The sequence below is a fragment of the Rhodoferax sp. genome, from assembly GCF_034520025.1.
In the GTDB taxonomy this organism is placed as follows: domain Bacteria; phylum Pseudomonadota; class Gammaproteobacteria; order Burkholderiales; family Burkholderiaceae_C; genus Allorhodoferax.
Window position 1 is genome coordinate 459,653 of record NZ_JAXHNZ010000002.1, and the last position, 23,793, is coordinate 483,445.

Consider the following 23,793-nt stretch of genomic DNA (forward strand, 5'->3'; position numbering starts at 1 on the left):
ATTGACTAACTCCATGTGAGATGAATGCCCGCGCGATTGATCGAGCGCAGACAAGGAACTGTTGACCACAGCGTGGTCAACAGCCGAATCGCTGTTACACGGAATTAGCTAAGGGATGGTGGGCGCCAGATGCCCGAGGGATCAAAGGAGGCGATCAGCGCGGTCGACGCAGGCGCAAGGTCTTGCGATGCCGGTGCAAGGGGGAGGTGAGCGTGAAGCATCGGCGGGACGCAAGCACCCGATGTGCTGCATGGACTATCCGTCTTGCAGAGCTTGCCCGTCTTGGCAGCCGTCTCGGCGTCATTGCAGCAATCGTCGGCCGCTTGAACCGACTCGCCGACGAAAGCCGATTCACCACCTGCGTGATCCATGGGGCAATGGCTCTGGAACGCGTAAGCGTTCACGCTGCCCTGGAAGGCAACCACGAAGCAGAGTAACAAGGCCAAAAGGATGCGCATCGTTCGATTTTAACAGACATAGCCTCTTGGCTGGGGACAGGCTTAGCGTGCTTTATTTTCCGTTTTTTGAGACGACCCCAAGTAGCTGGCACCAAGCGCCACGAACCAGCTGGCGGCCATGAAAAGCAGGGCCGCGTCGCCATGGTCTGAGCCGATTTCGGCCCAAGCAGCATTAGCCAGCAGCAGCACGGCGTAGTGCACTAAAAACAGCGCGTAGGAGGTGCGGCTGAGCAGGGCGATGGCCCGGTCCAGAGCTTTGGCAGGCCGTTGAAAAATTCCCCGCCGCCACCTGTTTCGGCCGGTACGATCTGAAGCCATCCGATAGCAACCCAGAGTCATACGATGAGAGGCAACCAAGACTTCCAAGGTGCGATGTTCAGCTACATCAGCCTCGAAGAGCGAGTGCCAGCGGCACACCCGCTTCGTAAACTGCGCGCCGTGGTCGATGCGCTGCTGGCGACGATGAGCAGCGAGTTCGAAGCGGTGTATGCCCGCCGTGGTCGCCCCTCTGTGCCGCCAGAGATGCTGTTGAAAGCCCTGCTGCTGCAGATCCTTTTCTCCATCCGCAGCGAGCGCCAGTTGGTCGAATCGGTCAACTACAACGTGCTGTACCGCTGGTTCGTTGGTCTGAACACTGAAGACAAAGTCTGGGACCACTCCACCTTCAGCGCCAACCGCGAACGCCTGTTCAACGAAGACCTGGCCCGCGCCTTCTTCGAACGCGTCAAGCTCAGCGCCCAGTGGGGCAAGCTTGCCAGCGACGAACACTTCAGTGTGGACGGCACACTCATCGAAGCCTGGGCTTCGCACAAAAGCTTCAAACGCAAAGACGATGACAGCGCCACGCCACCCGGACGCAACCCCGAGGTGGATTTCAAAGGCCAAGAGCTTAGCAACGACACCCACGCCAGCACCACAGATGCCGATGCCCGGCTGTTCAAGAAAGCCAAGGGCGACAAATCCCGCCTGTGCCACATGGGACACATCCTCATGGAGAACCGCAACGGCCTGATCGTGGACGTTGCGATCACCCATGCCAGCGGCACCGCAGAACGCGAAGCGGCGCTGGCCATGCTCAAACGCAGGGACAACAAAAACAAGCGGGCCACGGTGGGCGCTGACAAGGGCTATGACTGCAAGGCATTCGTCAAGGGTTGCCGAAAGCTCAAAGTCACACCGCACGTAGCAGCCAAGAAGAAGCACTCTGCCATTGACGGGCGCACGAAACGCCACGAGGGCTACCGCCAAAGCATCAAGGTGCGAAAGCGCATCGAAGAGGCTTTTGGTTGGATCAAGACGGTGGGTGGACTGGCCAAAACCAAGCTGATCGGACAGGCCAAGCTCACGGGCCAGGCGCTGCTGTGCTTTGCTACCCATAACCTGGTGCGCATGGGCAGTCTGGGCGGCTGGTGGGACGCGCATCATGCGTAAAACCGGGGATACGTGCGCCCGAAATGGGCAAAACGGCCTGCAAACAGGCCGAGATGGCCCTAGCAATCGCTGTGCGAAGGCATCCGGGCGACCCGTTTCTTCGAAATCCATGACCCTGATGCGCTCGATGTGCACTTTTTCAACGGCCTGTAAGGGAACTGCAGCTGCGAGCTGCCGAAACTCGACAGCAAGGCCGACACGCTTATGGCCAGCGCCATGCGCTCCCGGAAGCTCACAGCCAGCGCGACCAGCCCGATACACAGGGTGGTGGCGTACAGGCCCACGGCATACATGCCATGGCGGGCCCGCTGACCAGCCCACCACGCCAAGGCGCCCAAGCCATACGCGCCAAAGAAATACACCGACCAGATATCCCACTCCGCATCCGTATTGAAGCAAGTGATGGATGCCACACACAGCAGAGCCACCAGCGCCATGCTCAGCCAGCGCTTGCCGCCACCCAGCCACAACACAAGGGCCAAGGTGGCATAGAGCTGGAAGTCGATGGCCACATACCAGACCCCGGCCGACAAAGATTCCACGTCCGCCACGCTATGCAGCAGGCTGGCATGGGCCAGCAGTTGGGGCAGGGCGGGGGCGGCTGGAACGACGCCCGCCTCCAGAAACGGACGCGCCACCGCGGAGCACAGAACCGTGATCAACAGGGCCGCCACAAAGGGCAGGGTCAGGCGCTGGTAGCGCTGCCAGATCGCGCTGAGCACGTCGGCGGTCGGGCGCTTGGTGAGGGCGAAGCTACGAGCGGCCAGATAGCCGGCAATCACCAGAAACACCTGCACTGCGATACGGGCGTTGTCGTACAGCCACTCAAATACCTCGGGCAAGGCACTCGAGGCTGCTTCTGACAGCGGGCCATAGGCCGAAAAGTGGTGCAGCACGATGCATTGGGCTGCAATCACTTTCAAGATATCAATCAGCCGGAACGAGGCAAGGATGGGCAGGCGGGCAACAGTCATCAGGTTTGGCAAAGTAGGCTGCGCCGGCCCGAGAGGCTCAAGCCAGCGTGTAAAGCGGTATGTCGTGGGTGCTTGCAAGCTGGTCAAGCTGCGCGCGGGTTTGGCCGGCCACAAAAGCAGCCACGGCGGCGTGGGCCTCGGGGGTCATCATCGCCACGGGGTGCGATTGTCGCAGACCAGCCGCCGCGGCCAAGCGGCCCGAGAAATGGGGCTCTAGGGCCGCCATGGCGACTCTTCCGTCTTTGCAGGGGTAAACCCGGTAACCGGCATGGCCGCCACCTACGGCGGCACCGGTTTGGGTCAGGCCCCAGCTGCGGGGTAGCGCGAGGTAGCCCGCAGCATCAGAGAGCGCGATTTCAAGGAAAACCCCTTTCCCCTTGGCTTGGCTGAGGATGCGGGTTTGCAGCACCGCTTCGCTGGTCATCAGCGAGCCTCCCATGTCTGCATACAGGGTGGGGGGCATTTCCAGGCCGGTGACGAGGTCGTTTTCAGCCAGGTAGGTGAGGTCGTGCCCGGGCTCTTCTGCACGGGCACCCAGTGCCCCGACGATGGCGACCATCGACAGCCCGGGGTATTGTTTGCGCAGGGTTTTCCACTCCAAACCCAGTTTTTTAAGGGCGCTGGGGCGAAAGGAGGTGAGCAGCACATCCGCCTTGGCAAGCTCTTTGTGCAGGGCGCGCTGACCGGCTTCTGTCTTCAAATCAGCAGCAAGCACCCGCATGCCGCGGTGCATCGCCTCATAGGCCGGGCGGTTGTAAAGCCCCATCGGATCGCCCGAAGCGCCTGCCCGTGAGCCTGCTGGTGCGGGCGGCTCGAGCTTGATGCAGGTCGCCCCCATATCGCGGCAGCGCATCAGTGCCGCAGGGCCGGGCAGATTGAGCGCAAGGCTCAGTATGCGGGTGCCCTTGAGGGGGCGCAGGCGCTGTGCAGGGGTGGCGGCTTGGAGGGGCATGGTTTGCTATCAAAAAAGAAGCTAGATGCGCTTATTCTGCCAGCGCTAGCGGCATATTTGTTACTTAAGTGTCGCCCACTCGACCGCCCAGCTCTGGAGCCAGACCACAGCATCGTCTTCCGGGGTCATGGTTTCCATGGCGTCGAGCACACAGATGTCGCCCATTTTGCGGGCACCCAGGTCTTGCAGCTTGGCGTCGAATTGTTTGCCGCCACCCAAAAAGCTGTCGCCATAGCTGCTGTCGCCCAGCGCGACCAGGCCGTAGCGCACGTGCCCGAGGTATTTGGCTTGTGCATCCAGGCTGTTGAGCAAGCCCACTGCATTGCCCGGCACGTCACCGGCGCCCGTGGTGGAGGTGCAGATGATGAAGGTGCCGGACGTGTCGAATACGGTGATGTCGAGGCCGTCCATCGGCAGTACATCGATAGTGGCGCCGATATCGTCGGCACAAAACTGGAGCGCCTCGGCCACGCTTTGGGCGTTGCCATTGACGGTGCCGACAAGAATAGTGATATGCATAGCGAGATTCAGCGGGTCTTCAAGAGGGTGTCAGGGATGATAGGGGCAATAATGTCGGCCTCTCCCGGCAACGGGATTCCCGTTTTTCTCAGGCGCACCGTGACCCAAGCTTTTAACCCTCAACTCGGCTTCGCTTTTTTGGCTGATCTGCCCACATTGGACCTCGATCCACCCAAACGCGCCATTCGCAGCCCCAAGGCCTCGGCCCCCAAAACGCCCAAAGTAGTGCCCGCCACCCAGGCTCCTTTGATGGATGCCGAAGCCATGGCCCGCGCTCTCGAGGCCCATGCCGATTACAAGGTGCAGCGCCGTCTCAAGCCTAGTCTGCAGTGGCCCGGCGAGGCGCATAGCGGCGTGAAAACCATCCTGGTGCTTGATACAGAAACCACCGGCCTGGACCAGGCCAAAGAAAAAATCATCGAACTCGCGCTATTGCGGGTTTCAGTCGATACCGAAACCGGGCTGCCGGTCGGGCCGGTGCAGGTGTATGACGGTTTGGAGGACCCGGGCAAACCGATTCCCCCTGAGGTAGTTGCCATTACTGGCATTGAGGATGCCCAGGTGCAAGGCCAGGCACTGGACGAGGCCCGCATTGCCGAGCTGCTGCAGGGTGTGGATGTAGTGATTGCCCATAACGCAGGATTTGACCGCCCGTTTGTGGAGGCGCGGCTACCGGCGTTTGCCGGATTGGCGTGGGCATGCTCTTTTGCCGACATCGATTGGAAAGCCCAAGGGCGCGGGTCTGCCAAGCTGGAGAGCCTTGCGGCGGAGCTAGGCCTGTTTTACGACGCCCACCGCGCCGAGATGGATTGCCATGCGCTGTTGGCAGTGCTGGCTGCCCCTTTGCCAAAGGCCGGTGTAGACACCACCCAGACTGGCCTTGCACACCTGCTCTATGCCGCCGGTAACCCCAGCTATCGATTGAGCGCGACCAACGCCCCTTTTGAGGCGAAAGACCTGCTCAAGGCCCGCGGCTATCGCTGGAACGGAGACCAGCGTGTGTGGGCCACCCGCTTGAGCGACGATGCCGCGCTGCACACCGAGTTCGACTGGCTGCGCCAGCAGGTCTATGCCGGCCGCCATGCTGCGGTGCAGGTAGAGCAAATGGACGCTAAAACCAAGTACTCCAGCCGCAGCGGCCACACGGTTTACCAGCAACTTTAAAGGGCCCGCTGATGACGCGACAGCTGCTCAGTGTTCAGGTGGGGCTCGCCCGCAAGGTACAGATCCAGGGCCGCAGCATTCTGACGGCGATCCACAAAACCACAGTCGACGGGCCCACCCCGGTTACGCCGCTGGGCTTGCTGGGAGACGAGCAGGCGGATCCCTCTGTGCATGGCGGGTTGGACAAGGCGGTGTATGCCTATCCATCGGAGCACTACGGCTTTTGGCGAGACGCGCGCCAGGCGGCCGGTGCCAGCGGTTTCGATGACAGCTTGCCCTTTGGCTCCATGGGCGAGAACCTGACGCTGGCAGGCCTGTTGGAAAACGAGGTGTGGGTGGGCGATGTACTGCGGTTTGCCAATTGCGCGCTGCGGGTGGTGCAGCCGCGGGAACCTTGTTTCAAGTTCAATGCGGCAATGGGTTTTGCAGGCGCTGTCAAAGCCATGGCGCTGAATGGCCATTGTGGCTTTTATCTGGCGGTTGATGAGCCCGGGCAGCTTCGTGCCGGGGAGTCGTTTGAGTTGGTGCCCGGTTCTCGGCAGACCTCGATCGCCGAACTTTTCAAGGCCCGGCTTTTCAAGCACTTGCGCTAGCCCCAGCAGGGGGGGCGGCCCTTAAGTTAGCCGCGGCTCAAGGTGGTACTGATGGCGTCGGCCAGCTCGTGGGGCTCAAACTTGGCGACATAGGCGTCAGCGCCCACGCCGGTGGCATGACCTTCGCTGGCACTGCCGGTCAGGGATGAATACACAATGACTGGAATGCCTGCGAAGCGGTTGTCGCTTTTGATGCTGCGGGTGAGGGTAAAGCCGTCCATTTCGGGCATTTCCAGATCCGTCAGCACCAGTGCGACTTTGTCGCTGGCCCGCTTGCCGTGGGCGACTGCATCGCTGTGAATCTGGGCCAGGCGGTCCCACGCTTCCTTGCCGTTTTTGACAGCCACGTAAGACACACCCATGGACTTGAGGCTCTCCTCCACCAACATGCGGGCGATGGCGGAGTCGTCGGCAAACAGGATGGTGGAGCCTTCGGGCAGCTTGATTTTCTGGATGTTGCTCGAGGACTCTGTTTGGCTGTTTGGGAACACGTTGCGGATGATTTGCTCCACATCGAGCACCTGTGCCAAGCGGGAGTCGGTGGCATCGCCGTCGATACGGGCAACGCCTGAGAGCAAGCCAGAGCTGTTGTTATCAGAGGCGATCAGGTGCTTCCAGTCGAGCTGAATGATTTCGACCACTTCGTCCACCAAAAACGCTTGGGTTGTGCGGGCAAACTCGGTCACCAGTACGATTTTGGAGTCTGTTTTCGGCACACAGCCCGCGAGTGCAGGCAGGTTGATCACCGGAATCAATTGCCCGCGCACATTGGCTAGCCCGAGGGCGTGTTGGGGTGCATTCACGATGCTGGTGATTTCAGGTGCCACCACGATTTCGCGCACCTTGAACACATTGATGCCAAATAGCTCACTGCGTTCGCTGCCGGTAGGGTCCCCGAGACGGAACAGCAGGAGCTGGAACTTGCTCTCAGCCGCCTGGCTGCTGTGTGTAGATGGTTTGCTGTTGAGTTTGGGGCTCATGGTCTCGCCTGAAAGGGGTTGAGTGTCCCTCACTTTACCCCTTATCGTGTGGGTCCTACAAGGAGCGAAGCCCGAGTCTGAAATCTTGACAAGAGCGGTGCAGAATATCCTGATTGCGTGATGTGTTGACGAAGGAATTTCATGAAGCTTGTTCGTTATGGTGCACCCGGGCAGGAAAAACCGGGCTTGCTGGATGCAGCTGGGCGTGTGCGGTGCTTGTCAGCGCACCTGACTGATGTCGGCGGCCAAGCCCTTGCGCCTGAGACTCTTGCGCGTTTGGCCCTTTTGGAGGTAGCTCAGCTCCCAATTGTGCCGGGCGTGCCCCAAAAAGATTACCGGTTAGGGGCTTGCGTGAGTGGGGTGGGCAAGTTCATTTGCATTGGTCTCAATTATTCAGACCATGCCGCCGAAAGCGGGATGCAAGTTCCACCAGAGCCGGTGGTGTTCAGCAAGTGGACCAGCGCGATCACAGGGCCCAATGATCCGCTGCAGATCCCTCCGGGATCGCGAAAAACTGATTGGGAGGTGGAACTAGGCGTCGTGATTGGGAAAGGGGGGCGGTATATCGACGAGTCTGATGCACTGTCTCACGTTGCCGGGTACTGCGTGGTCAACGATATTTCTGAGCGCGAGTATCAATTGGAGCGTGGCGGCACCTGGGATAAGGGGAAAGGGTGTGATTCGTTCGGCCCACTTGGCCCATGGTTGGTAACGACTGACGAGGTGCCGGACCCGCAAGCGCTCTCCATGTGGCTCGATGTGGACGGCAAGCGATTTCAAAGCGGCAGTACCGCCACCATGGTGTACGGGGTTCGTTTTCTCATTGCGTATCTGAGCCGCTTCATGAGCTTGCAGCCGGGTGATGTGATTTCGACTGGCACGCCACCTGGTGTTGGGATGGGGCAAAAGCCGCCCGTCTATTTGCGTGCCGGGCAAACGGTTCGTGCCGGAATCGATGGCCTCGGTGCACAGACGCAAACCACCATTCAGATGTGAGTGGGCTCGTTCTTAGCCGCTTACGTTGCACTCGCGGCGCAACAAGGCCACCGCATCGTTGAAGGTGTAGTCGTGGTCACTGGCCAGGGTGGCGCTCGACTCTTCGATAAAGTTGTTCCACAGGCTTGCGTAGTCTTCCAGGTGTTCGGCAGGCGCGTTGGCTTGGATGAACTGCAGGGGCAGGGAGGGCTGCAATCCAGATTTACGGATCTTCTTCACCAAAGTGGAGGCCGCCTTTTCGGTGAGCACCGTCTTGGCCGTGCTACCTGCCGCCATGCACAAGAACAGGGTGAGCAGGGAGCTTTCGTCGTCATTGCCACCAGTGGCTTTGGCCCAAGCCTTGGAAACATTCTTGTCGAACTGATCCACCTCGTGGATGGCGTCCTCGAGCCAAAAATACCGGCCCATGAAGGCAGGCGTCTGGTCGAACAGCTTGCGCACGGACAGGTCGGATTCCAGCCATTTGGCGGAGTCTGCCCAGACCGAGTCACGTATGGACTCCACCAACTCTGTCCATTCGGCGGGTAGGTCGGCGGGCACGGTCAAAGGCAACTTGCCCGGCTTGGCCAGATAGCGCTTGCGCAGGGCAAGGATCATCTTTTCAAACGTGACCCAGTCGGGTAGGCTGCTGCGCTTGCAGGCGCGGGCCAGCAGGGCGGTGCGGATGACGGCTTCTGCGTCTTTGCCAGCCTCTTCGAGTTCTTCAATATCCATGCCCATTTGCCCGGCCATCCAGATGGCCGCATCCACTACCGCGGAAGCCCGGCTCCGGCTAGCCAACTCCAACTGGTACTCGGTCAGGGTTTTAAGGCTCCATTTGGCCAGCAGGGGAATGTGCTCATCGCGAAAACCACTGCGCTCATTCATCCCAAAGTGCGTGGTCTGCGGCATGGTGATCAGTGCCTTGAGCATGTCAGAGCCGGCTTTGGATCGGGAAAGGAAGCTGTGATCCCTCAACAACTCAGCCGCTTGGCGGAGGTCGCCTTGGGTGCTATAGGCTAGATGTAGACTGACCAGATTGACGATACGTTCTTTGGCTAGCTCCAACTCGGGACGCAAGTATTCAGTACCGAAATAACGCGCAATCTGCACCATGCCTTTGGGCGCATCGGCGCGAATGGCGTCGAGTTTGTCTAGTCCGATCAGGCCGTGTTCTATGCCGTAGCTGAGCGCCTTTTCAAAGAAGGGTCGACTATCAAACAGGGAGACAGATTGGGGTACAACGGACATGGCGCTGGCACAAGTGGATTTAAATGGCGGATTCTTCGTCGTCTTCGCGGGCTGCCGGCGTAGCTTTGCCGCGGTCGGTGTCGCCCGTTTCCACCTTACCGTCGTCCTCCTCTTCGGCCACTTCTTCTTCATCAAGGCCCAGGTCAAACGCACGAGCCTTGGCTCGCAACACAATCAGCATTTCGATGAAGAGATCGGGGAGCTCATGGCGTAGCAGCCAGGCCATTTGCATCCAGTCCTGGTCCGCCACCTCATCCAGATCGACGCGTGGGCGCACGTAGGCGGATTGGTACAGCGCCTGCTCCGACAAGATTTCGCCGTCATCTTCGACGGTGTCAAACGTGCCACTGCGGGCAAATGCCTCCACGCGGCTCCACTTTTCAGTGAAGTAATCGGCCAGCGCTTCGCTGCCACCTTCCAGATCACCAATGGCCGTCAAAAACTCAATCGCATCCACCGCGTCGTCCCGGAAAATGACCGAGTTCATCATGCCGCGCAAATGGGTGCGGGTCAGGTCCTTGTATTGCTTTTCGATCACCACCGCATGCGCAAACTGCTGCGGTGTGATCAGCAAATTCACGATGGATTCCTTGGAGTCGTCGTACTCGCGGATCACCGCCAGAATGTCTTTGGCAGGCAGCTGCTCCAGCACCACCATCAGGGCGCCGTCGCCCTCAGAGTCGGCAAGCTCGGTCAACACGGACTCAGCCCCCACGATATCGCCGGCAGCGATCAGGGCTTGGGTTCTTTCAATTAGGGCTAATTGGCTCACAGGGGCGTCCTCTTGGTGCGGGCTCGGGATTTATTCTTTGTGGTCGAAGCCTTGCTCGACCATCCAGGCAGCGCCTTCTTCTTCGTTCACACGGCTTTGGCGTTCGTCTTCGTCCATACCTTCCGGGTCGCGCTCGATGTCGTCGCGGTCATCTTCTTCATCATCAGATTCGTTCGCTGCAGCGAATCGCGCGTCTGGCTTGTTGAGCAGATATTCCAGCGCAGCAGCCACGGTCATAAACCACGCACCCGCTGGTTGTTGCAGTACTTGCTGTGCAAGTGTCTGGGCCCAAGGTGCCAACTCCACCGCATCGGCTAGCGAGTCCCATTCCGGCAAGTCTTCTGACTCCTGACGTACCAGTTCTTCCATCACGGCTGGGCGCTTGAAACGGAAGCCCTGATGGAACACCACGGCCACCATTTCCGGGCTCAACTCCAACATACTCAACAAGAACTTGAGTTCTTTGCGGCGTTCTGCCAGCTTTTTGGTGAGTACGTTGCTGCCTTCGGAATCCGACGTCAGGTCGTCGAGTTCGGCTTGGTAGGCGCTACGAAGATGATGGAAAAAAGGAGAGAGGCTCATGGGGGTGCCTGTTCAAATAATGCGGGAAAAATAAGTAGACCAGATCTCTCGTGCCGTATCGATGGGGCTGTCGAGCAAGCCGCGGCGGCGGTTGTCGTCATAGGCCTGGCGTTTGTCCAAATCGGAAAGCACATCGTAGGCTTCCTGGACTTCACGGAAATACGCTGCTGCGTTGGGATCTGGATTGCGGTCGGGGTGATACCGCGCAGCCTTTTGACGGAAGGCTTTTTTGATGTCAGCCAGTGTGGCTGCACTGTTCAATCCGAGACTGGCGTAATGGTCTTTCATGCAGCACGTTTCCTGCCGGAAAAGAAAAAACCCCACTGCGATCGCAGCGGGGTTTTTTAATACCCTTGCGGGTTAATTTGGCTCCTCAACCTGGGCTCGAACCAGGGACCTACGGATTAACAGTCCGGCGCTCTACCAACTGAGCTATTGAGGAATGGAGCCTCAAATTATAGCGTGTTTTTTAAGTGATTCTAGAAACACGCCAAATTTTTAGATTCTGTCGCTAACTTTTTTCTTGGGTTCCAACACCGAGGAGCTGATGCAAACGCGGGCTCGTGGTGGTGTACTGCAAGAGCACTTTTTTCTCGGGAGAAATAAAGGCCATCGCTGCAAAGGTCGCTAGTGTAGCCTCATGAAAGCCACTCAAAATCAATTTTCGCTTTCCTGGATAAAAATTTATATCGCCGACCGCAAAAATTCCTGGAATTTCGCTCTGGAAGGTCTCTGTACTCACCGGTACCTGCTTGCGCTCAAGGGTCCAACCCCAGTCGGCAATCGGTCCCATCTTTGGTGAAACACCCAAGCGCACCAGCACATGATCAGCGGCTACCGATATCTCGGTGCCTTCCGCCGTCAATACGCGCAATGAATTCAAGCGCGAACCATCAGTCCCGCATCCGGTGACCTGCGCTGCCAATACCCGGATGGTGCCGCTCTCGCGAGCGGCATCGAGTTGCTGCAGTGTGGCGGTCTCACCCGTGAAAACATCGCGCCGGTGGATCAAGGTCACACTGGCAGGACGATCGTCATTCACTGGCGCATGTGCCGCTTGCAATGCTGCAGTGACTGCCGATTCATCCCCACCCAGCACCACGAAGTGGGCACCCTGCAAACTGCCTTCCGGCAGGGCGGCGTCGTGGGGGTAATGCACCTGGAGGTTCTCGAAAGGCTCAAGCTCCGGAACAGCCGGTTTGCGAGGAACGAAAGCACCCACACCGGCGGCTACAAACAAGGCCTTGGTGATGAATGTGGTGCCGGCGTCGGTGACCAGATGCAAACGACCATCCTCCAAACGGGTGACCGATTCGACCAACTGGGAAAAATGCATCTGCGCCTGAAAAGGCGCTATCTGCTGCAGCAGACTTTGCGTGAGGCCGCGGCCGGTGGTGACCGGTGTGCCGGGGATGTCGTAGATAGGCTTGTCGGCATAGAGCTCCATGCATTGGCCGCCAGCGTAGGGCAGGGCATCAATGACATGGGCCTGCACATCGTGCAGGCCCAGTTGGAACACTTGGAACAGGCCCACCGGCCCGGCTCCTATGACGACAGCATCCGTTTCGATGACGGCTGCGGTCATGGTGCGTGTGGAGTTAGCGGATCAGCTGCGAGAGCTTGCCGGTCTTGTCTTTCCAGTCGTCGGCGTCCGGCAAAGGTGCCTTGCGCTTGGTGATGCTCTTCCAGCCGGGCAGGCGGGCGAGTTCTGCGTTCAAGGCGATCATGTGTTGCTGATCTTTGGGAGCGTCTTCTTCGGCGTAAATCGCGTTGGCAGGGCACTCGGGAATGCAGACCGCACAGTCGATGCATTCATCGGGGTCGATCGTCAGGAAATTGGGGCCTTCGCGGAAGCAATCCACGGGGCACACGTCCACGCAGTCGGTGTATTTGCACTTGATACAGGCTTCGGTGACGATGTGTGTCATGTTGTTTGAGAACAGTAATTAAAGGGGCGGGCACTGAAATGCCAAGCCCTTGATTTTATTGGGTTTTGCAGACGCCCCTTGTCACGGGGGCATCTCCTTTGCGTTGTATCAACTCAGCAGCAGGGCGCCCGAGGTCTTGTGGGTGGCGGTGTCCACCAGAATCAGCGAGCCCAACACGCGACTTTGCGCGTACGGAACGGCGGTAATGGCTTCTTGCAACGCCAGCTCGATATGGCCGATGGCATTGGGCGCAATCTCGGTCGCGTCTTGCTCTTGCAGGGTGTTGATGTCCACGCTGTGCACGATGCGCTTGACCTTGGCCTTGATCCAGCGGTGGCCATGCAGCGCAAGGTACACGCGGCCTGCAACCAAGGGCTCATCGTCCATCCAGGCGACGGTCGCCTTGATTTCGCGAGTGGCTTCGGCAAAAGCCCGGGGCTTGGGCGTGTCGGCAAACTCGTCGTCGGGATCTGCGTCGGGCGTGACTTGCGCCAACAGCCAGTCGCCACGGGACACATCGACTTCACGGTCCAGCGTGATGCCTGCGCCATGGCCGGCAGTGATGCTGCCGGGGACGCGGGCGTGGTTCACCACCTGGGCCACCACGGCAGTCTGGCCGCTGGGATGGATGCTGATGGTGTCGCCCACCTGCACGGTGCCAGTAGCTACACGGCCCCAGAACACGCGGCGGCCTTGGGTGGTGTCGGCAGAGTTGTGGAATTTTTCAACCCATTGCACCGGGAAGGAGAAGGGCACATTGGTCTCGGCGGCGGTGACAGGCAGTGTCTCCAGCAGTGCCAACAGGCTAGGGCCTTGGTAGCCGCACCAGCCGGGCGTGGCTTCCACCACGTTGTGGCCCTTGAGGGCGGACATGGGGACGGTGGCCGTCACGGCAATGCCGGCTTGTTGGGCAAAGGCTTGCAGCGCTTCGCTGATTTTGGCAAACGCGGCGGTGGCGTCATCGCCCAAAGCGTCGAGCTTGTTCACGGCAAAGATGATGCCGGGTACGCGCAGCAAATTGACCAGCAGGCTGTGGCGCCGGGTCTGCGGCAGCAGGTCCACCAGGCCGTCCACATTCCACTTGAGCTTGGTGGCATCCACCAGCACCACGGCGGCGTGGGCGCTGCTGGCGGCGGTGACCATGTTGCGGGTGTACTGCTCGTGGCCGGGCGCATCGCCAATGATGAACTTGCGGGTGGGCGTGGCGAAATAGCGGTAGGCCACATCGATGGTGATGCCTTGTTCGCGCTCAGCGCTCAAACCGTCGGTGAACAAGGCCAGATCGGCCTCGCCGCTTTTGGAAACGTTGGCCAGCTGGTCTTGCAGCACCGCTTTGCTGTCCACCAACAGGCGTCCGATCAGGGTGCTCTTGCCATCGTCCACGCTGCCGCAGGTGATGAAGCGCAAGGCGGATGAAGTGTCATTTTGGCTGCTAGCCCGCGTCGATGTTGCGAGTGAAGCTATCGTATTCGTAGCGGTCATCAGAAGTATCCGTCCTTTTTGCGCTTCTCCATGGAAGCCTCAGAAGTCTTGTCGTCCATGCGGGTGGCGCCGCGTTCGCTCACGTCGGCGGCCAGCGTCTCGATCACGATGTCGGCAGCGGTGGCGGCCAGGCTCTCTACCGGGCAGGTGCAGGTGATGTCGCCCACGGTGCGGAAACGCACGTCGCGGCTCTCAATCGTTTCGCCTTCTTTGGCAGGCGTCAGGTCCGTCACCGGCACCAGCAGACCCTTGCGCTCCACCACATCACGCTTGTGCGTGTAATACAGCGAAGGCAGCGCAATTTTTTCTCGCTCAATGTACTGCCACACGTCCAGCTCGGTCCAGTTGCTGATGGGGAACACGCGGAAGTGTTCGCCGGGTTGCAGGCGGGTGTTGAACAGGGTCCACAGCTCGGGGCGCTGGGCCTTGGGCTGCCATTGGCCGAAGCTGTCGCGGTGCGAAAAGATGCGCTCCTTGGCGCGGGCTTTTTCTTCGTCGCGACGAGCACCGCCAATCAGTGCGTCAAAGCGGAATTCGTCGATGGCTTCCAGCAGCGTGACGGACTGGTGCACATTGCGGCTCTCGCCAGGGTGGGCCAGGCGCACGGTGCCTCGGGCCATGGAGTCTTCCACGCTGCGCACGATGAGCTCGGCGCCCAGTTCCTTGGCGCGGAAGTCGCGGAAGTCGGTCACTTCATGGAAGTTGTGGCCGGTATCGATCATCAGCAGCGGGTAGGGGATGCGGCCCACGCCAAATGCCTTCTCGGCGCACTTGAGCATGACCAGCGAGTCCTTGCCGCCCGAGAACAGCAGGGCGGGGCGCTCAAAGGCGGCCGCCACCTCGCGCAAGATGAAAATGGTCTCTTCTTCCAGCGCATCCAAGTGCTGGTTGGAGAGGCGGTCGAAATGGGTGGGTTCAGTCATGGCGTTCATGCTTTGGCTTCTTCGTGTTTCACATGCAGGCCGCATTCCTTGGCGGCTCCACCTTCGAGGTTGGCTTCCCACCACCAGCGGCCGGAGCGGAAGTCTTCACCCAGGCTGATGGCGCGGGTGCAAGGCTCGCAGCCGATGCTGGGGAAAAACTGGTCGTGGAGGGGGTTGTAATCCAGCTTGTTGGCTTGGATGTAGTGCCACACATCGCCCCAGGTCCAGTTGGCCAAGGGGTTGATCTTCACGCGCTTCTCTGAGCTGTCCACCAGCGGCACATCGGCGCGGGCGCCCGACTGCTCGCGGCGCAGGCCGGTGATCCAGGCGTCTTTGCCCTTGAGGGCGCGCTCCAGCGGTTCCATCTTGCGGATGCCGCAGCAGGCTTTGCGCAAGGCGATGCTCTTGTACATCGCGTCTTTGCCTTCGCGGTCCACAAACTGCACCACGGATTCATTCACCGGTTGGAACACCGTGACGGCCGCGCGGCTGGACGCCTGGAAGCGCTCCAGCAAGTCCAGGGTTTCTTTGTGGAGGGCACCGGTTTCCAGCACAAAGATGCCGGTGTCTAGCTTCAAGCTGTTGATCAGGTGGCTGATAACGACGTCTTCTGCGCCCAAGCTGGAGGCTTGGGTCACAGTCGCCACGCCACCGTCGGTGCCCGCGTATTGGGCTGCTGCTTGTGCGAGCACGCCTTGGGCTTCGGCCAGCTTGATGATGTATTCGCCGCTGGCCTCCGCGTTGCGGGCCATGGCGCTGCCGGCAGGCTGCACTTGCACCGCAAAACGGTTACCTAGGCTGGAGGTTTCCGTGCTCATGCGGCTTCGCCTTCGCGGGCTGCAATGGAATCGCCCTCGCGGGCGAAGTGCGGCTTCACCGTGACCGCATCACCTTGGTAGAAGCCGCGATAGCGGTCGAATTGGCGCTGTGCAAAGTCGATGTTCTGGTCGGCGCGCAGCACGGCTACGTCAAAACCGGTGCGTTCCATTTGCACCAGCTGGTCGATCAGCACGTCGCCGGTGGCGCGCAGTTCGCCAGTGAAGCCAAGGCGGCGGCGCAGCAAAAAGGCTTGGCTGTAGGCACGGCCATCGGTGAACTTGGGGAAGTTCAGGTCGATGCGGGTGACACCCGCAAGGTCCAAGGTGCGGGGGTCTTCGGTATTGGCCAGTTCAATGACGTTTTGGCCCTCAGCGCCCGTGGAATGTGCGGAAGCAGCTATCAATTTCATAGTGTTTTCTTTCTTTCAGCGTCCGGGGCTTCAGGCTTCCTGGGCGTCTTTGGCGTAGCCGTCTTGCTTGGGCAAGGCGTGCAGTTCTTCGTGCTTGTCGGCCAAGCGTGCAGCGTTGGCTGCCGCCTTGAACGGCTCCATGCCCACCCGCTTGAAACAGTCGATGAAGGTTTCGCTGCCCGCGCGATGCTGGCGGAAGGTGTCAAGCACCGCCTCAATCACGCCCGGCACCTCCAAAGCGCCAAAAGAGGGGCCTACGACCTTGCCGGGTACGGCATCGCCGCTCAGGGCAGAACCGTCAGAACCGCCCAAGGACACCTGGTACCACTCCTTGCCGTCCTTGTCCACGCCCAAAATACCGATGTGGCCGCTGTGGTGGTGGCCGCAGGAGTTGATGCAGCCGCTGATGTGCAGGTCGATCTCGCCCAGGTCGTGCAGCTCGTCCATGTCCTGGTAGCGCTCGGTGATCTGGGCGGCAATCGGGATGGAGCGGGCATTGGCCAATGCGCAGAAGTCGCCGCCGGGGCAGGCAATCATGTCGGTCAGCAGGCGCACATTGCTGCGGGCCAGGCCGGCGTGGCTGGCGGCCACCCACAGGGCAGGCAAGTCCTCTGCGCGCACCCAAGGCAGCAGCAAGTTTTGGTCATGCGTGACGCGGGTTTCGCCCGCGCTGAACTCATCGGCCAAAGCAGCAGCAGTGTCGAGCTGGTCGGCATCCGCATCGCCGGGGGCCTGGCCGAGGCGCTTGTATGAGAGGGTGACGGCGCGCAGCGCAGGGTTCTTGTGCGGGGCCACGTTTTGCTGCAACCAGCGGTCGTAGTCCTTCTGGCGCTCCGCGGGAATTGCTACTGTTTTGATAGCTGCTGGCGCACGTTCGGCGAGCGCTGGGGGCACAAAACATGCAGTAACGCGGTCCAGCTCGGCTTGGCTGATGGTGTGCGGCGCGCCGTCGCGGGTGATGATTTGCTCGTACTCGGCTTCCACCTCGTCGATGTAGCGCTGGCCTTCGGCCTTCACCAGAATCTTGATGCGGGCCTTGTACAGGTTGTCGCGGCGGCCCCAGCGGTTGTACACGCGCACCACCGCCTCCAGGTAATTCATGATCTGGTTCCAAGGCAGGAAGGCGCGGATCTCGGTGCTGATCACCGGAGTGCGGCCCATGCCGCCGCCCACAAACACGCGGAAGCCCAACTCGCCGGCGTTGTTTTTGATCAAGTGCAGGCCCACGTCGTGCCAACGCACGGCGGCGCGGTCTTCGGTAGCGCCGGTGATGGCGATCTTGAACTTGCGGGGCAGGAATGCGAACTCGGGGTGCAGCGTGCTCCACTGGCGCATGATTTCGGCAAAGGGGCGGGGGTCGGCAATCTCATCCACCGCCACACCGGCCAGCTCGTCGCTGGTGATGTTGCGGATGCAGTTGCCGCTGGTCTGGATGCCGTGCATGTTCACGGTGGCCAGCAGGTCCATCACGTCGGCGCTCTTGTCCAGGGGAATCCAGTTGAACTGCACGTTCTGGCGGGTCGTGAAGTGGCCGTAACCCACCGGCAGGTGGGTGGTGCCCCAGGTGGCTTGGGTGCCAATGGCCTTGTCGAACACCTCTTTGCTGGGGTGGTCGTACTCGCGGGCAATGCGGGCCAGCACGCGCAACTGGGCGCTGGACAGCTCGCCATAAGGCACTGCTACGCGCAGCATGGGCGCGTAGCGCTGGATGTACCAGCCGTTTTGCAGGCGCAGGGGGCGGAACTCTTCGTCACTCAAGGTGCCGGCTAGGTTGCGCTCCAGTTGGTCGCGGTGCTGGGCCGCTCGGGCGCGGATGAACTGGCGGTCAAATTCGGTGTATTGGTACATAGACGTGGTGCAGCAAAGATCAGAGAGCGATGAGTTTCAAGCCGGCATAGGCCAGCAGCAGGGACAGCAGGGAGCGGATCACCCGCTCCGGGGTTTTGAACATCAGGTGCGAGCCCAGCCAAATGCCGGGCAACGAGCCTGCCAGCAGCTTGGCCAACATGGGCCAGTCCACCGAGCCGAGCGACGCGTGGCCCATGCCCGCCACCAGCGTCAGGGGCACTGCATACGCAATGTCCGCCGCCACAATGCGCGGGAGGGGCAGCAGGGGGTAAAGCAGCATCAACACCGTAACGCCGATCGCCCCAGCGCCAACGGAGGTGAGTGTAACCAGCGTGCCTATGAGCGCCCCAAACAACAGCGGCAGGCTCCAATGGCGGGGGCGCGTGGCAGCGGCTTCATGGCCTGCGGCAATGTTTGTGGGGCCGGATTTGCCACGAATGGCCTTGTACAAGGTGGCCGCCGCCGTGAGCAGGAGCGCAAAGCCCAGGGTGGTGGTCATGATGTGCTGCACGGTGGTGCTAGTAGCGCCCAGCTGGTGCAACACATATAGGGTGATGAGCGCGGCGGGGATGCTGCCTGCGGACAGGTTCAGCACCACCGGCCAGTCGATGTGGCGGGAACGCGCCAGTTTGACTGTGCCCCCCATCTTGGTGAAGGCGGCAAATAGCAGGTCAGTGCCAACCGCCATATAGGGCTTGACCCCGAAAAAGAAGATCAGGATGGGCGTCATCAGCGAGCCGCCCCCCACACCCGTGAGCCCCACGATGGAGCCCACAAAAAAGCCCGCCAGTACAAACGCCAAATCTTGCATGGGGGCGAATGTAGGCGGACCGCCTTAGATTGAAAACTACTTTTTAGCTATGGGGGTATGAGGGTTGGTTATATGGGGCAAAGTGGGGAAGGGGTCTGCGTTAGCTTTCGATCCAAAGCGGGCTTCCGGCAAAACGGATTCACGGCCCGAAAGCGAACACTCAAGTCAGGCTTAAGGGGCGGGTACGATGGACAGTCGAAATTCTGCTAACGAGGACGCCTTTGCCGATAGCTGTCAACTTGGGCGCGCGCCTAGCCACGCCCTGAAGTCAATGTGTGGTCGCGCGAGTTCGTCGGCAGCATCGTTTTCGCTGTGTAGTTCATATTTTTTCTTCTGTTCATGCTCACAAGTCATGCCTTCAGTTGTGCATGATTCGCACTTTGGGCAGATCAGGCGACCGCACTTGCAACTAGTTTCCTTGCCATAGACCAATGGCCAGTGGCGACATTCTGCGAAATTTTGCTGACGCCCTCCGCAATGCGCGACGAGCGTGCGCATCATCCCGTCAGGAAAACGGCAGCGGAAAACACCGTTGGGATGTAGCGTGAATCGCGTCATGCCGGCGAACACATCGTTCGGCACGTTCGAATCTAACAGTGCAAGCACGCTCAGCAAGGCCTCTAAAGTGCGGGCTGGGTCTAGAACACCGACGCTTGAGGCTAGCGAGGGGGCTATTACTGTCGGTATCGATGCATCTGGATCGTCGACGGCTCGGAACAAGGGAGCGATGCGCGCTGCAACAGAGAGTTGTCCCGTCTGCCGCCACCGAAGCCAAGCGTGTAGTGTGAAGAGATATAGCCAAGGCAGCCTGGGAACCAGTGACACACCGTTTGACCTAGTCCTCTCCGCGCGCCATTGAAGTCGAATCCACTCCAGGTAGGCTTGCTGCTGCAATTCCAACTCCGCCAACGTCGCAGCCGGGAGGTCAAGGTCGAGAAGACTGACCAGAACCGGCGGCGCAAAGGCGAGCAAGCGCTGCATCAAGGGCGAACCGCTCTGCTCCCATTCGAGCCGTGCCGCCGCTAAGACTTCATTGCGCTCACGATAGTGCAGGTTCGGATAGTCCCACGACCAGGCAGGCATCTCGGTGAGGCGGCGCGGCGCGGGCATGTCGATGTCAGCCACATCCTTGAAGCGCGCCATGAGCTTGTGCATCTCCACTGCGTTCGTCACACCTAGCACAACCATGGGGTCTGGGCCTGTTTCGGGCAGTAGATGGGAAAGTGCAGCTGCGGAGTTCCAGTCCATTCTTGCAGTCAGAATACCGTAGCCGTCGAAAGCGGTGAAGGGGCTGCTGACGCCTAGCAAGGTGACAGGATTTCCGGCTGCATCTGATTTCAAGGCCTTGACCTTCCACTTGCCAGACCGAAGGCCTCCGTTCGGAGTGTGTCGGCAGTTCTTCACGTCAATGCCGTGCTGCCCGCTCAGTTGCTGATCCATCAGCTGCCAGTCTGTCGCACCGTCCTCAAGCTGGGAGATGGCGATGTCACGGACAGACTGGCCAAACCCCGCAAAATAGCTGAGCGCGCACTTCTCTGCCGCACGCGCCGTTAGCATTTGCGCGCGAAGCCGACGCTCGATCTCAGGTTTGTCCGTTCTCACATTCGCGCTCCATTTGCCAGCCAAAGCTTTGTCATCTGCATCAAGAGAGGCCAGCATAAGATCCGCACTGAACACAATCATCTTGGTAGTGCGGTTGACGACCGAGTGCAGTTTCGTCATCGCCGCCAGCCAGTTGCCGTGTCGTAACCCGCCGAGCGACCATGCGACTGTGGACGGTGCGTTCGTGAGCGCACCCCAAGTGTCCCAAGCTAGTGGCCATGCAGCGTTTGGTCTCGACATGGTATTTTGGATCACCGACCAAGCCGTTTTCCGTCTGGACGCATGGTGTTCGTAGTCTCTGGATGCCCACGCCAACATGGCATCCGAGGGCGCCTCTTTGCTCCAGGCAACGAGCCATGAGCCAACTGGGTGCACACTGAGCTCTCCGACGGACCACAGCTTTTCGATCTGCGACTCAGTCAGTGTGATCCCCACACGTACGCGGCTAGACTGCAGCAGATCGTAGGCACGGAGCGATTCGTGCTTGATCAATTTCGAGATCACCTTCTTCTTGACGCCAGGGCTCGCATATTCGAGCGGCAGACCCAGGTCGCTTCCAATGGCAGTCCAAGCGTGCTCAGGTAGACGCCCTACAAGGGTCTGTACTAGGGGTTCGGAGCAACCCGCATCAAGTAGGACTAATGTCAGAGGCAGCAGTGCCGGCAACTCGGGCAGCAGTGCATGCGCTGAAACCAGAACGCTTGGATCGATTTTTCGATGATCTGCCACGCGCTCCCAAAGCCGTGAGGCTGTGTAGCTATCACCCATCTCGACCGGCCAGGCTTGCAACGCAGAAACCCGGCCGTCCAACTTGTTGATCGGTTGAACGGCAACGACTGCGCCAATAAGGCTTGGACACTCCGCCAATAGGGCGGCAACCCGAGCCTCGTTTAGAAAAATTTCGCTGGCCCCAGCGCCCGTCAGAAGCTTTGCGAACGCAAACCCTCGCTCATGTATGGATATGATGCACGCAACCTCTAGAGTCAGGGACTCGGACCTACCTACCTTTGGTGATCGATGGCGATGGTCATTATTTGCCGGCAACGATGTAGCTCCCGATTCTGTTGGGCGACCAACTCGGCTATTCGCCCGTAGGGTAGTGTGTCGCACTGGGTGATTATGTCCAGACGCTTTATTACACGTGCCATTGTGCTGTGTAAATCACACTCTGTTCGTGCCGGCAATCCTGTGACGTTGCGATCACCGCAAAGGGTGGCTGCGAAATCCACTGCGCTAAGCCGGACACCCCTCAATGGCTTCAGCTGGCCCAATGCCGCCTTTACGCTGCCCACGCAGAACACAACTGCTTGCCTAATCTGCTACAAAAAAAGAAGCTGCTGGTGCCCATCCGTAGGGCGCTAGCAGCCTTTTTACTACAAAAATGCATGCAAGCCAGTGGCGCGGGTTATCTCAGTACTTCTTGCCTCGCAGTTCTTCCATGCGCTCATCAAAGTACTTTTCCACGGTGTAGCGCTCAGAGAGCACCACTTCGCGGCGGGGGTGCAAAAACAGTGGCAGCGAGATGCGGGACTTGGTGGCGCCTTCGCCGGTGGGGTTGAGCACCCGGTGCACGGTGCTGGGGTAATAGCCGCCGGAGGCTTCGGCCAACATGTCGCCGATGTTGACGATCAGCAGGCCAAAGTCACAGGGAACGTCGTGCCACGCTTCGTCCTTGCCCAAGACCTGCAGGCCGGGTTCGGTAGCTGCGGGCAGGATGGTCAGCAGGTTGATGTCGCCATGCGCCGCAGCGCGCACGGCGCCGGGCTCTTCGTCACCACGCAGGGGCGGGTAGTGCAGCACGCGCAGCAGGGTGTGGTCGCTGCCCTCAATCATGGCGGGCAGGGGCATGGAGTAGCGCGCCTTCACCTCTGCCGGCGAGTTGGCTTCCACCCAGTTCAGCAGCGTGGCGGCAAGGCTGGCGCCTTCTGCGTAGTAGCGCTGGGCGGCGTCGCTCACCTCGGCGGGGTAGCGGCCCCAGGGGTAGATGTGGAAGAACTCTTTCAAATCCTTCTTGGTGAAGTTCTTGGCCGTTTCTGACACGCTGGGCGAGAAGTAGCCGTCATGCTTGACCGGATCATTGGGGTACTTCGCCTTGGCCTCGGTTTTAAAAAAACCCAGCCATTCGGCATAAGTGCTTTCCACCAGCTCCTGGCTCAGAGGGTGGTTCTTGAGCACCCCAAAACCCGTCTCGTGCAGGCTTTTGCAAAACTCTTGGGGAGCGGTTGGGCTGGTGAAGTCAACGACGGGCAGGTGCATGACGGTCTCTCGCGCAAACGGGTCGGTAAAGCTGGCCTTACAGCCAGTTGGACATCAGGGTGGATTCGATGAGCTGCAGGGCCTCATCGGCCTTGAGTTGCAAGCAGGCGTGGGTGTCGGGCACCTCATCGCCCCAACCTGGCTGGGGATAGAAGATGTCCTTGCGGCGCATCATGGTCTGGCCATTGGCGGGGCCTTCTGTTGCCACCCGGATGCGGCCGGTCTGGATTTCAAACAGCTCGGGGTTAGTGAGCGCCGCAAAAGCCAGCACGTCGTGCCCGAAGCAGCCATGGATCTTGGCCACATGCGGGTAGATGCCGCTGTAAAAGTCCGCATAGAAGCTCACTGCGTGATGCAGGGTGTCGGTAGCGACGTGCTTGTGATGTTCTGCCACCTTTTTGAACAGGGCCAAAGGCACGATCAGTTGGTGGGTCACGTCCAGGCCCACCATGGTGAGCTTCCAGCCGGCGGTGAACACAAAGTCGGCGGAGTGCGGGTCGTTCCAAATATTGGCTTCCGCCACTGGGGACACGTTGCCGGGCTCCACGATGGTGCCGCCCATGATGATGACTTCTTGCAGCAACTGGGGCAGCTTGGGCTCCAACTTGAGCGCAGTGGCGAGGTTGCCCAAGGGGCCGACAGCGACCAATGTGATTTCGCCGGGGTGGGCGCGGGCCATGTCCACAATGAATTGCGCGGAGGGGCGGGGGTCCAACACGCTGGTGGTTGCCACGCGGGAGGGCAGGTTACCCAGGCCATCGCCACCGTGGATGAAGTCTGGCGGTGTGCCGGGCGCTTTGAGCCAAGGGGTTTTGACGCCTAGGGTCACCGGAATCTTTCTGCCGGCAATCTCGGTCAGGTACAGGCCGTTGGTGGCTGCTTGCTCCACGGTCACATTGCCGAAAGTGGTGGTGATGCCCACGACATCGATGCCGGGATGGGCCAATGCGTAATAAAGGGCCATCGCGTCATCGACACCGGGGTCGGTGTCATAGATGACTTTGCGGGCGGTGCTGGCGGTAGTGGCGTTGTTCATGGGGTATGTCTCGGTTAAATGTCGGTAG

General features: G+C 60.0%; 25 protein-coding genes and 1 tRNA gene. 4 read left to right on the forward strand and 22 right to left on the reverse strand.

The window, feature by feature from the left end:
- Positions 1–104: 104 nt before the first annotated feature.
- Both U5L73_RS10410 and U5L73_RS10415 read right to left on the reverse strand, forming a co-directional pair.
- Positions 105–458 (reverse strand): hypothetical protein, encoded by a 354-nt coding sequence (locus tag U5L73_RS10410; protein ID WP_322562287.1) that lies wholly within the window; start codon positions 456–458, stop codon positions 105–107.
- 42 nt (positions 459–500) lie between these two features.
- Entirely contained in the window at positions 501–824 is a 324-nt protein-coding gene (locus U5L73_RS10415; protein WP_322562288.1) for a hypothetical protein, read from the reverse strand.
- Between U5L73_RS10415 and U5L73_RS10420 the strand changes: the two genes are divergently transcribed.
- Positions 801–1,889 (forward strand): IS5 family transposase, encoded by a 1,089-nt coding sequence (locus tag U5L73_RS10420; protein WP_322562289.1) that lies wholly within the window; start codon positions 801–803, stop codon positions 1,887–1,889. The genes U5L73_RS10415 and U5L73_RS10420 overlap by 24 nt on opposite strands.
- A 59-nt stretch (positions 1,890–1,948) precedes the next feature.
- On the opposite strand, the gene U5L73_RS10425 is transcribed toward U5L73_RS10420, so the two are convergent.
- From U5L73_RS10425 to U5L73_RS10435, 3 genes are read right to left on the reverse strand one after another with little or no spacing between them, the layout of a single operon-like run.
- A complete protein-coding gene (locus U5L73_RS10425) occupies positions 1,949–2,863 on the reverse strand; it encodes an acyltransferase family protein (protein WP_322562290.1) in 915 nt (304 codons plus the stop codon).
- Between the two features lie 37 nt (positions 2,864–2,900).
- A complete protein-coding gene (locus U5L73_RS10430; protein ID WP_322562291.1) occupies positions 2,901–3,815 on the reverse strand; it encodes a CoA transferase in 915 nt (304 codons plus the stop codon).
- A 60-nt stretch (positions 3,816–3,875) separates the two neighbouring features.
- Positions 3,876–4,334: a flavodoxin domain-containing protein gene (locus tag U5L73_RS10435; RefSeq protein ID WP_322562292.1), complete on the reverse strand. Its 459-nt coding sequence runs from the start codon at positions 4,332–4,334 to the stop codon at positions 3,876–3,878.
- Between the two features lie 99 nt (positions 4,335–4,433).
- Between U5L73_RS10435 and U5L73_RS10440 the strand changes: the two genes are divergently transcribed.
- Positions 4,434–5,498, forward strand: a complete 1,065-nt coding sequence (locus U5L73_RS10440; RefSeq protein WP_322562293.1) for a 3'-5' exonuclease — start codon at positions 4,434–4,436, stop codon at positions 5,496–5,498.
- Between the two features lie 11 nt (positions 5,499–5,509).
- Entirely contained in the window at positions 5,510–6,091 is a 582-nt protein-coding gene (locus tag U5L73_RS10445) for an MOSC domain-containing protein (protein WP_322562294.1), read from the forward strand.
- Positions 6,092–6,117: 26 nt separating this feature from the next.
- Here U5L73_RS10445 and U5L73_RS10450 read toward each other — a convergent pair whose 3' ends face one another.
- Positions 6,118–7,071 carry a chemotaxis protein gene (locus U5L73_RS10450; protein ID WP_322562295.1) on the reverse strand — a complete coding sequence of 318 codons (954 nt, stop codon included), beginning with the start codon at positions 7,069–7,071 and terminating at the stop codon, positions 6,118–6,120.
- Positions 7,072–7,212: 141 nt separating this feature from the next.
- Between U5L73_RS10450 and U5L73_RS10455 the strand changes: the two genes are divergently transcribed.
- The gene (locus U5L73_RS10455; RefSeq protein WP_322562296.1) at positions 7,213–8,067 is read left to right on the forward strand and encodes a fumarylacetoacetate hydrolase family protein; all 855 of its coding nucleotides are present in this window, start codon (positions 7,213–7,215) and stop codon (positions 8,065–8,067) included.
- Between the two features lie 12 nt (positions 8,068–8,079).
- Here the strand turns inward: U5L73_RS10455 and U5L73_RS10460 are convergent, their stop codons facing one another.
- The 16 genes from U5L73_RS10460 to U5L73_RS10535 all read right to left on the reverse strand — a co-directional run bounded on the left by U5L73_RS10460 (position 8,080) and on the right by U5L73_RS10535 (position 23,765).
- Positions 8,080–9,297 (reverse strand): hypothetical protein, encoded by a 1,218-nt coding sequence (locus U5L73_RS10460; RefSeq protein ID WP_322562297.1) that lies wholly within the window; start codon positions 9,295–9,297, stop codon positions 8,080–8,082.
- Between the two features lie 19 nt (positions 9,298–9,316).
- The gene (locus tag U5L73_RS10465; protein ID WP_322562298.1) at positions 9,317–10,069 is read right to left on the reverse strand and encodes a hypothetical protein; all 753 of its coding nucleotides are present in this window, start codon (positions 10,067–10,069) and stop codon (positions 9,317–9,319) included.
- Between the two features lie 30 nt (positions 10,070–10,099).
- Positions 10,100–10,651 (reverse strand): hypothetical protein, encoded by a 552-nt coding sequence (locus tag U5L73_RS10470; RefSeq protein WP_322562299.1) that lies wholly within the window; start codon positions 10,649–10,651, stop codon positions 10,100–10,102.
- A 12-nt stretch (positions 10,652–10,663) separates the two neighbouring features.
- Entirely contained in the window at positions 10,664–10,939 is a 276-nt protein-coding gene (locus tag U5L73_RS10475; RefSeq protein WP_322562300.1) for a DnaJ domain-containing protein, read from the reverse strand.
- Between the two features lie 78 nt (positions 10,940–11,017).
- Positions 11,018–11,093: transfer RNA gene (locus U5L73_RS10480), tRNA-Asn, on the reverse strand.
- A gap of 69 nt (positions 11,094–11,162) precedes the next feature.
- Complete coding sequence (locus U5L73_RS10485) at positions 11,163–12,236, reverse strand: NAD(P)/FAD-dependent oxidoreductase (RefSeq protein WP_322562301.1); 1,074 nt, start codon at positions 12,234–12,236, stop codon at positions 11,163–11,165.
- A 13-nt stretch (positions 12,237–12,249) separates the two neighbouring features.
- Entirely contained in the window at positions 12,250–12,579 is a 330-nt protein-coding gene (gene fdxA / locus U5L73_RS10490; RefSeq protein WP_087493766.1) for a ferredoxin FdxA, read from the reverse strand.
- A gap of 108 nt (positions 12,580–12,687) precedes the next feature.
- Positions 12,688–14,061 carry a sulfate adenylyltransferase subunit 1 gene (locus tag U5L73_RS10495; RefSeq protein ID WP_322562302.1) on the reverse strand — a complete coding sequence of 458 codons (1,374 nt, stop codon included), beginning with the start codon at positions 14,059–14,061 and terminating at the stop codon, positions 12,688–12,690.
- Positions 14,061–14,993 carry a sulfate adenylyltransferase subunit CysD gene (gene cysD, locus U5L73_RS10500; RefSeq protein WP_322562303.1) on the reverse strand — a complete coding sequence of 311 codons (933 nt, stop codon included), beginning with the start codon at positions 14,991–14,993 and terminating at the stop codon, positions 14,061–14,063. The genes U5L73_RS10495 and cysD overlap by 1 nt, the downstream gene beginning before the upstream one ends.
- On the reverse strand, positions 14,990–15,802 hold the full coding sequence (locus tag U5L73_RS10505; protein WP_416221301.1) for a phosphoadenylyl-sulfate reductase: 813 nt from the start codon (positions 15,800–15,802) through the stop codon (positions 14,990–14,992). The genes cysD and U5L73_RS10505 overlap by 4 nt, the downstream gene beginning before the upstream one ends.
- Positions 15,799–16,212 carry a DUF934 domain-containing protein gene (locus U5L73_RS10510; protein ID WP_322562304.1) on the reverse strand — a complete coding sequence of 138 codons (414 nt, stop codon included), beginning with the start codon at positions 16,210–16,212 and terminating at the stop codon, positions 15,799–15,801. Before U5L73_RS10510 ends, U5L73_RS10505 begins: the two co-directional genes overlap by 4 nt.
- Before the next feature lie 30 nt (positions 16,213–16,242).
- Positions 16,243–18,060, reverse strand: a complete 1,818-nt coding sequence (locus U5L73_RS10515; RefSeq protein ID WP_322562305.1) for a nitrite/sulfite reductase — start codon at positions 18,058–18,060, stop codon at positions 16,243–16,245.
- Between the two features lie 19 nt (positions 18,061–18,079).
- The gene (locus U5L73_RS10520; protein ID WP_322562306.1) at positions 18,080–18,871 is read right to left on the reverse strand and encodes a sulfite exporter TauE/SafE family protein; all 792 of its coding nucleotides are present in this window, start codon (positions 18,869–18,871) and stop codon (positions 18,080–18,082) included.
- 234 nt (positions 18,872–19,105) lie between these two features.
- A complete protein-coding gene (locus U5L73_RS10525) occupies positions 19,106–21,241 on the reverse strand; it encodes a hypothetical protein (protein ID WP_322562307.1) in 2,136 nt (711 codons plus the stop codon).
- A 642-nt stretch (positions 21,242–21,883) separates the two neighbouring features.
- Entirely contained in the window at positions 21,884–22,729 is an 846-nt protein-coding gene (locus U5L73_RS10530) for a 2OG-Fe(II) oxygenase family protein (protein WP_322562308.1), read from the reverse strand.
- Between the two features lie 37 nt (positions 22,730–22,766).
- Positions 22,767–23,765: a nucleoside hydrolase gene (locus tag U5L73_RS10535; protein WP_322562309.1), complete on the reverse strand. Its 999-nt coding sequence runs from the start codon at positions 23,763–23,765 to the stop codon at positions 22,767–22,769.
- Between the last annotated feature and the right edge of the window lie 28 nt (positions 23,766–23,793).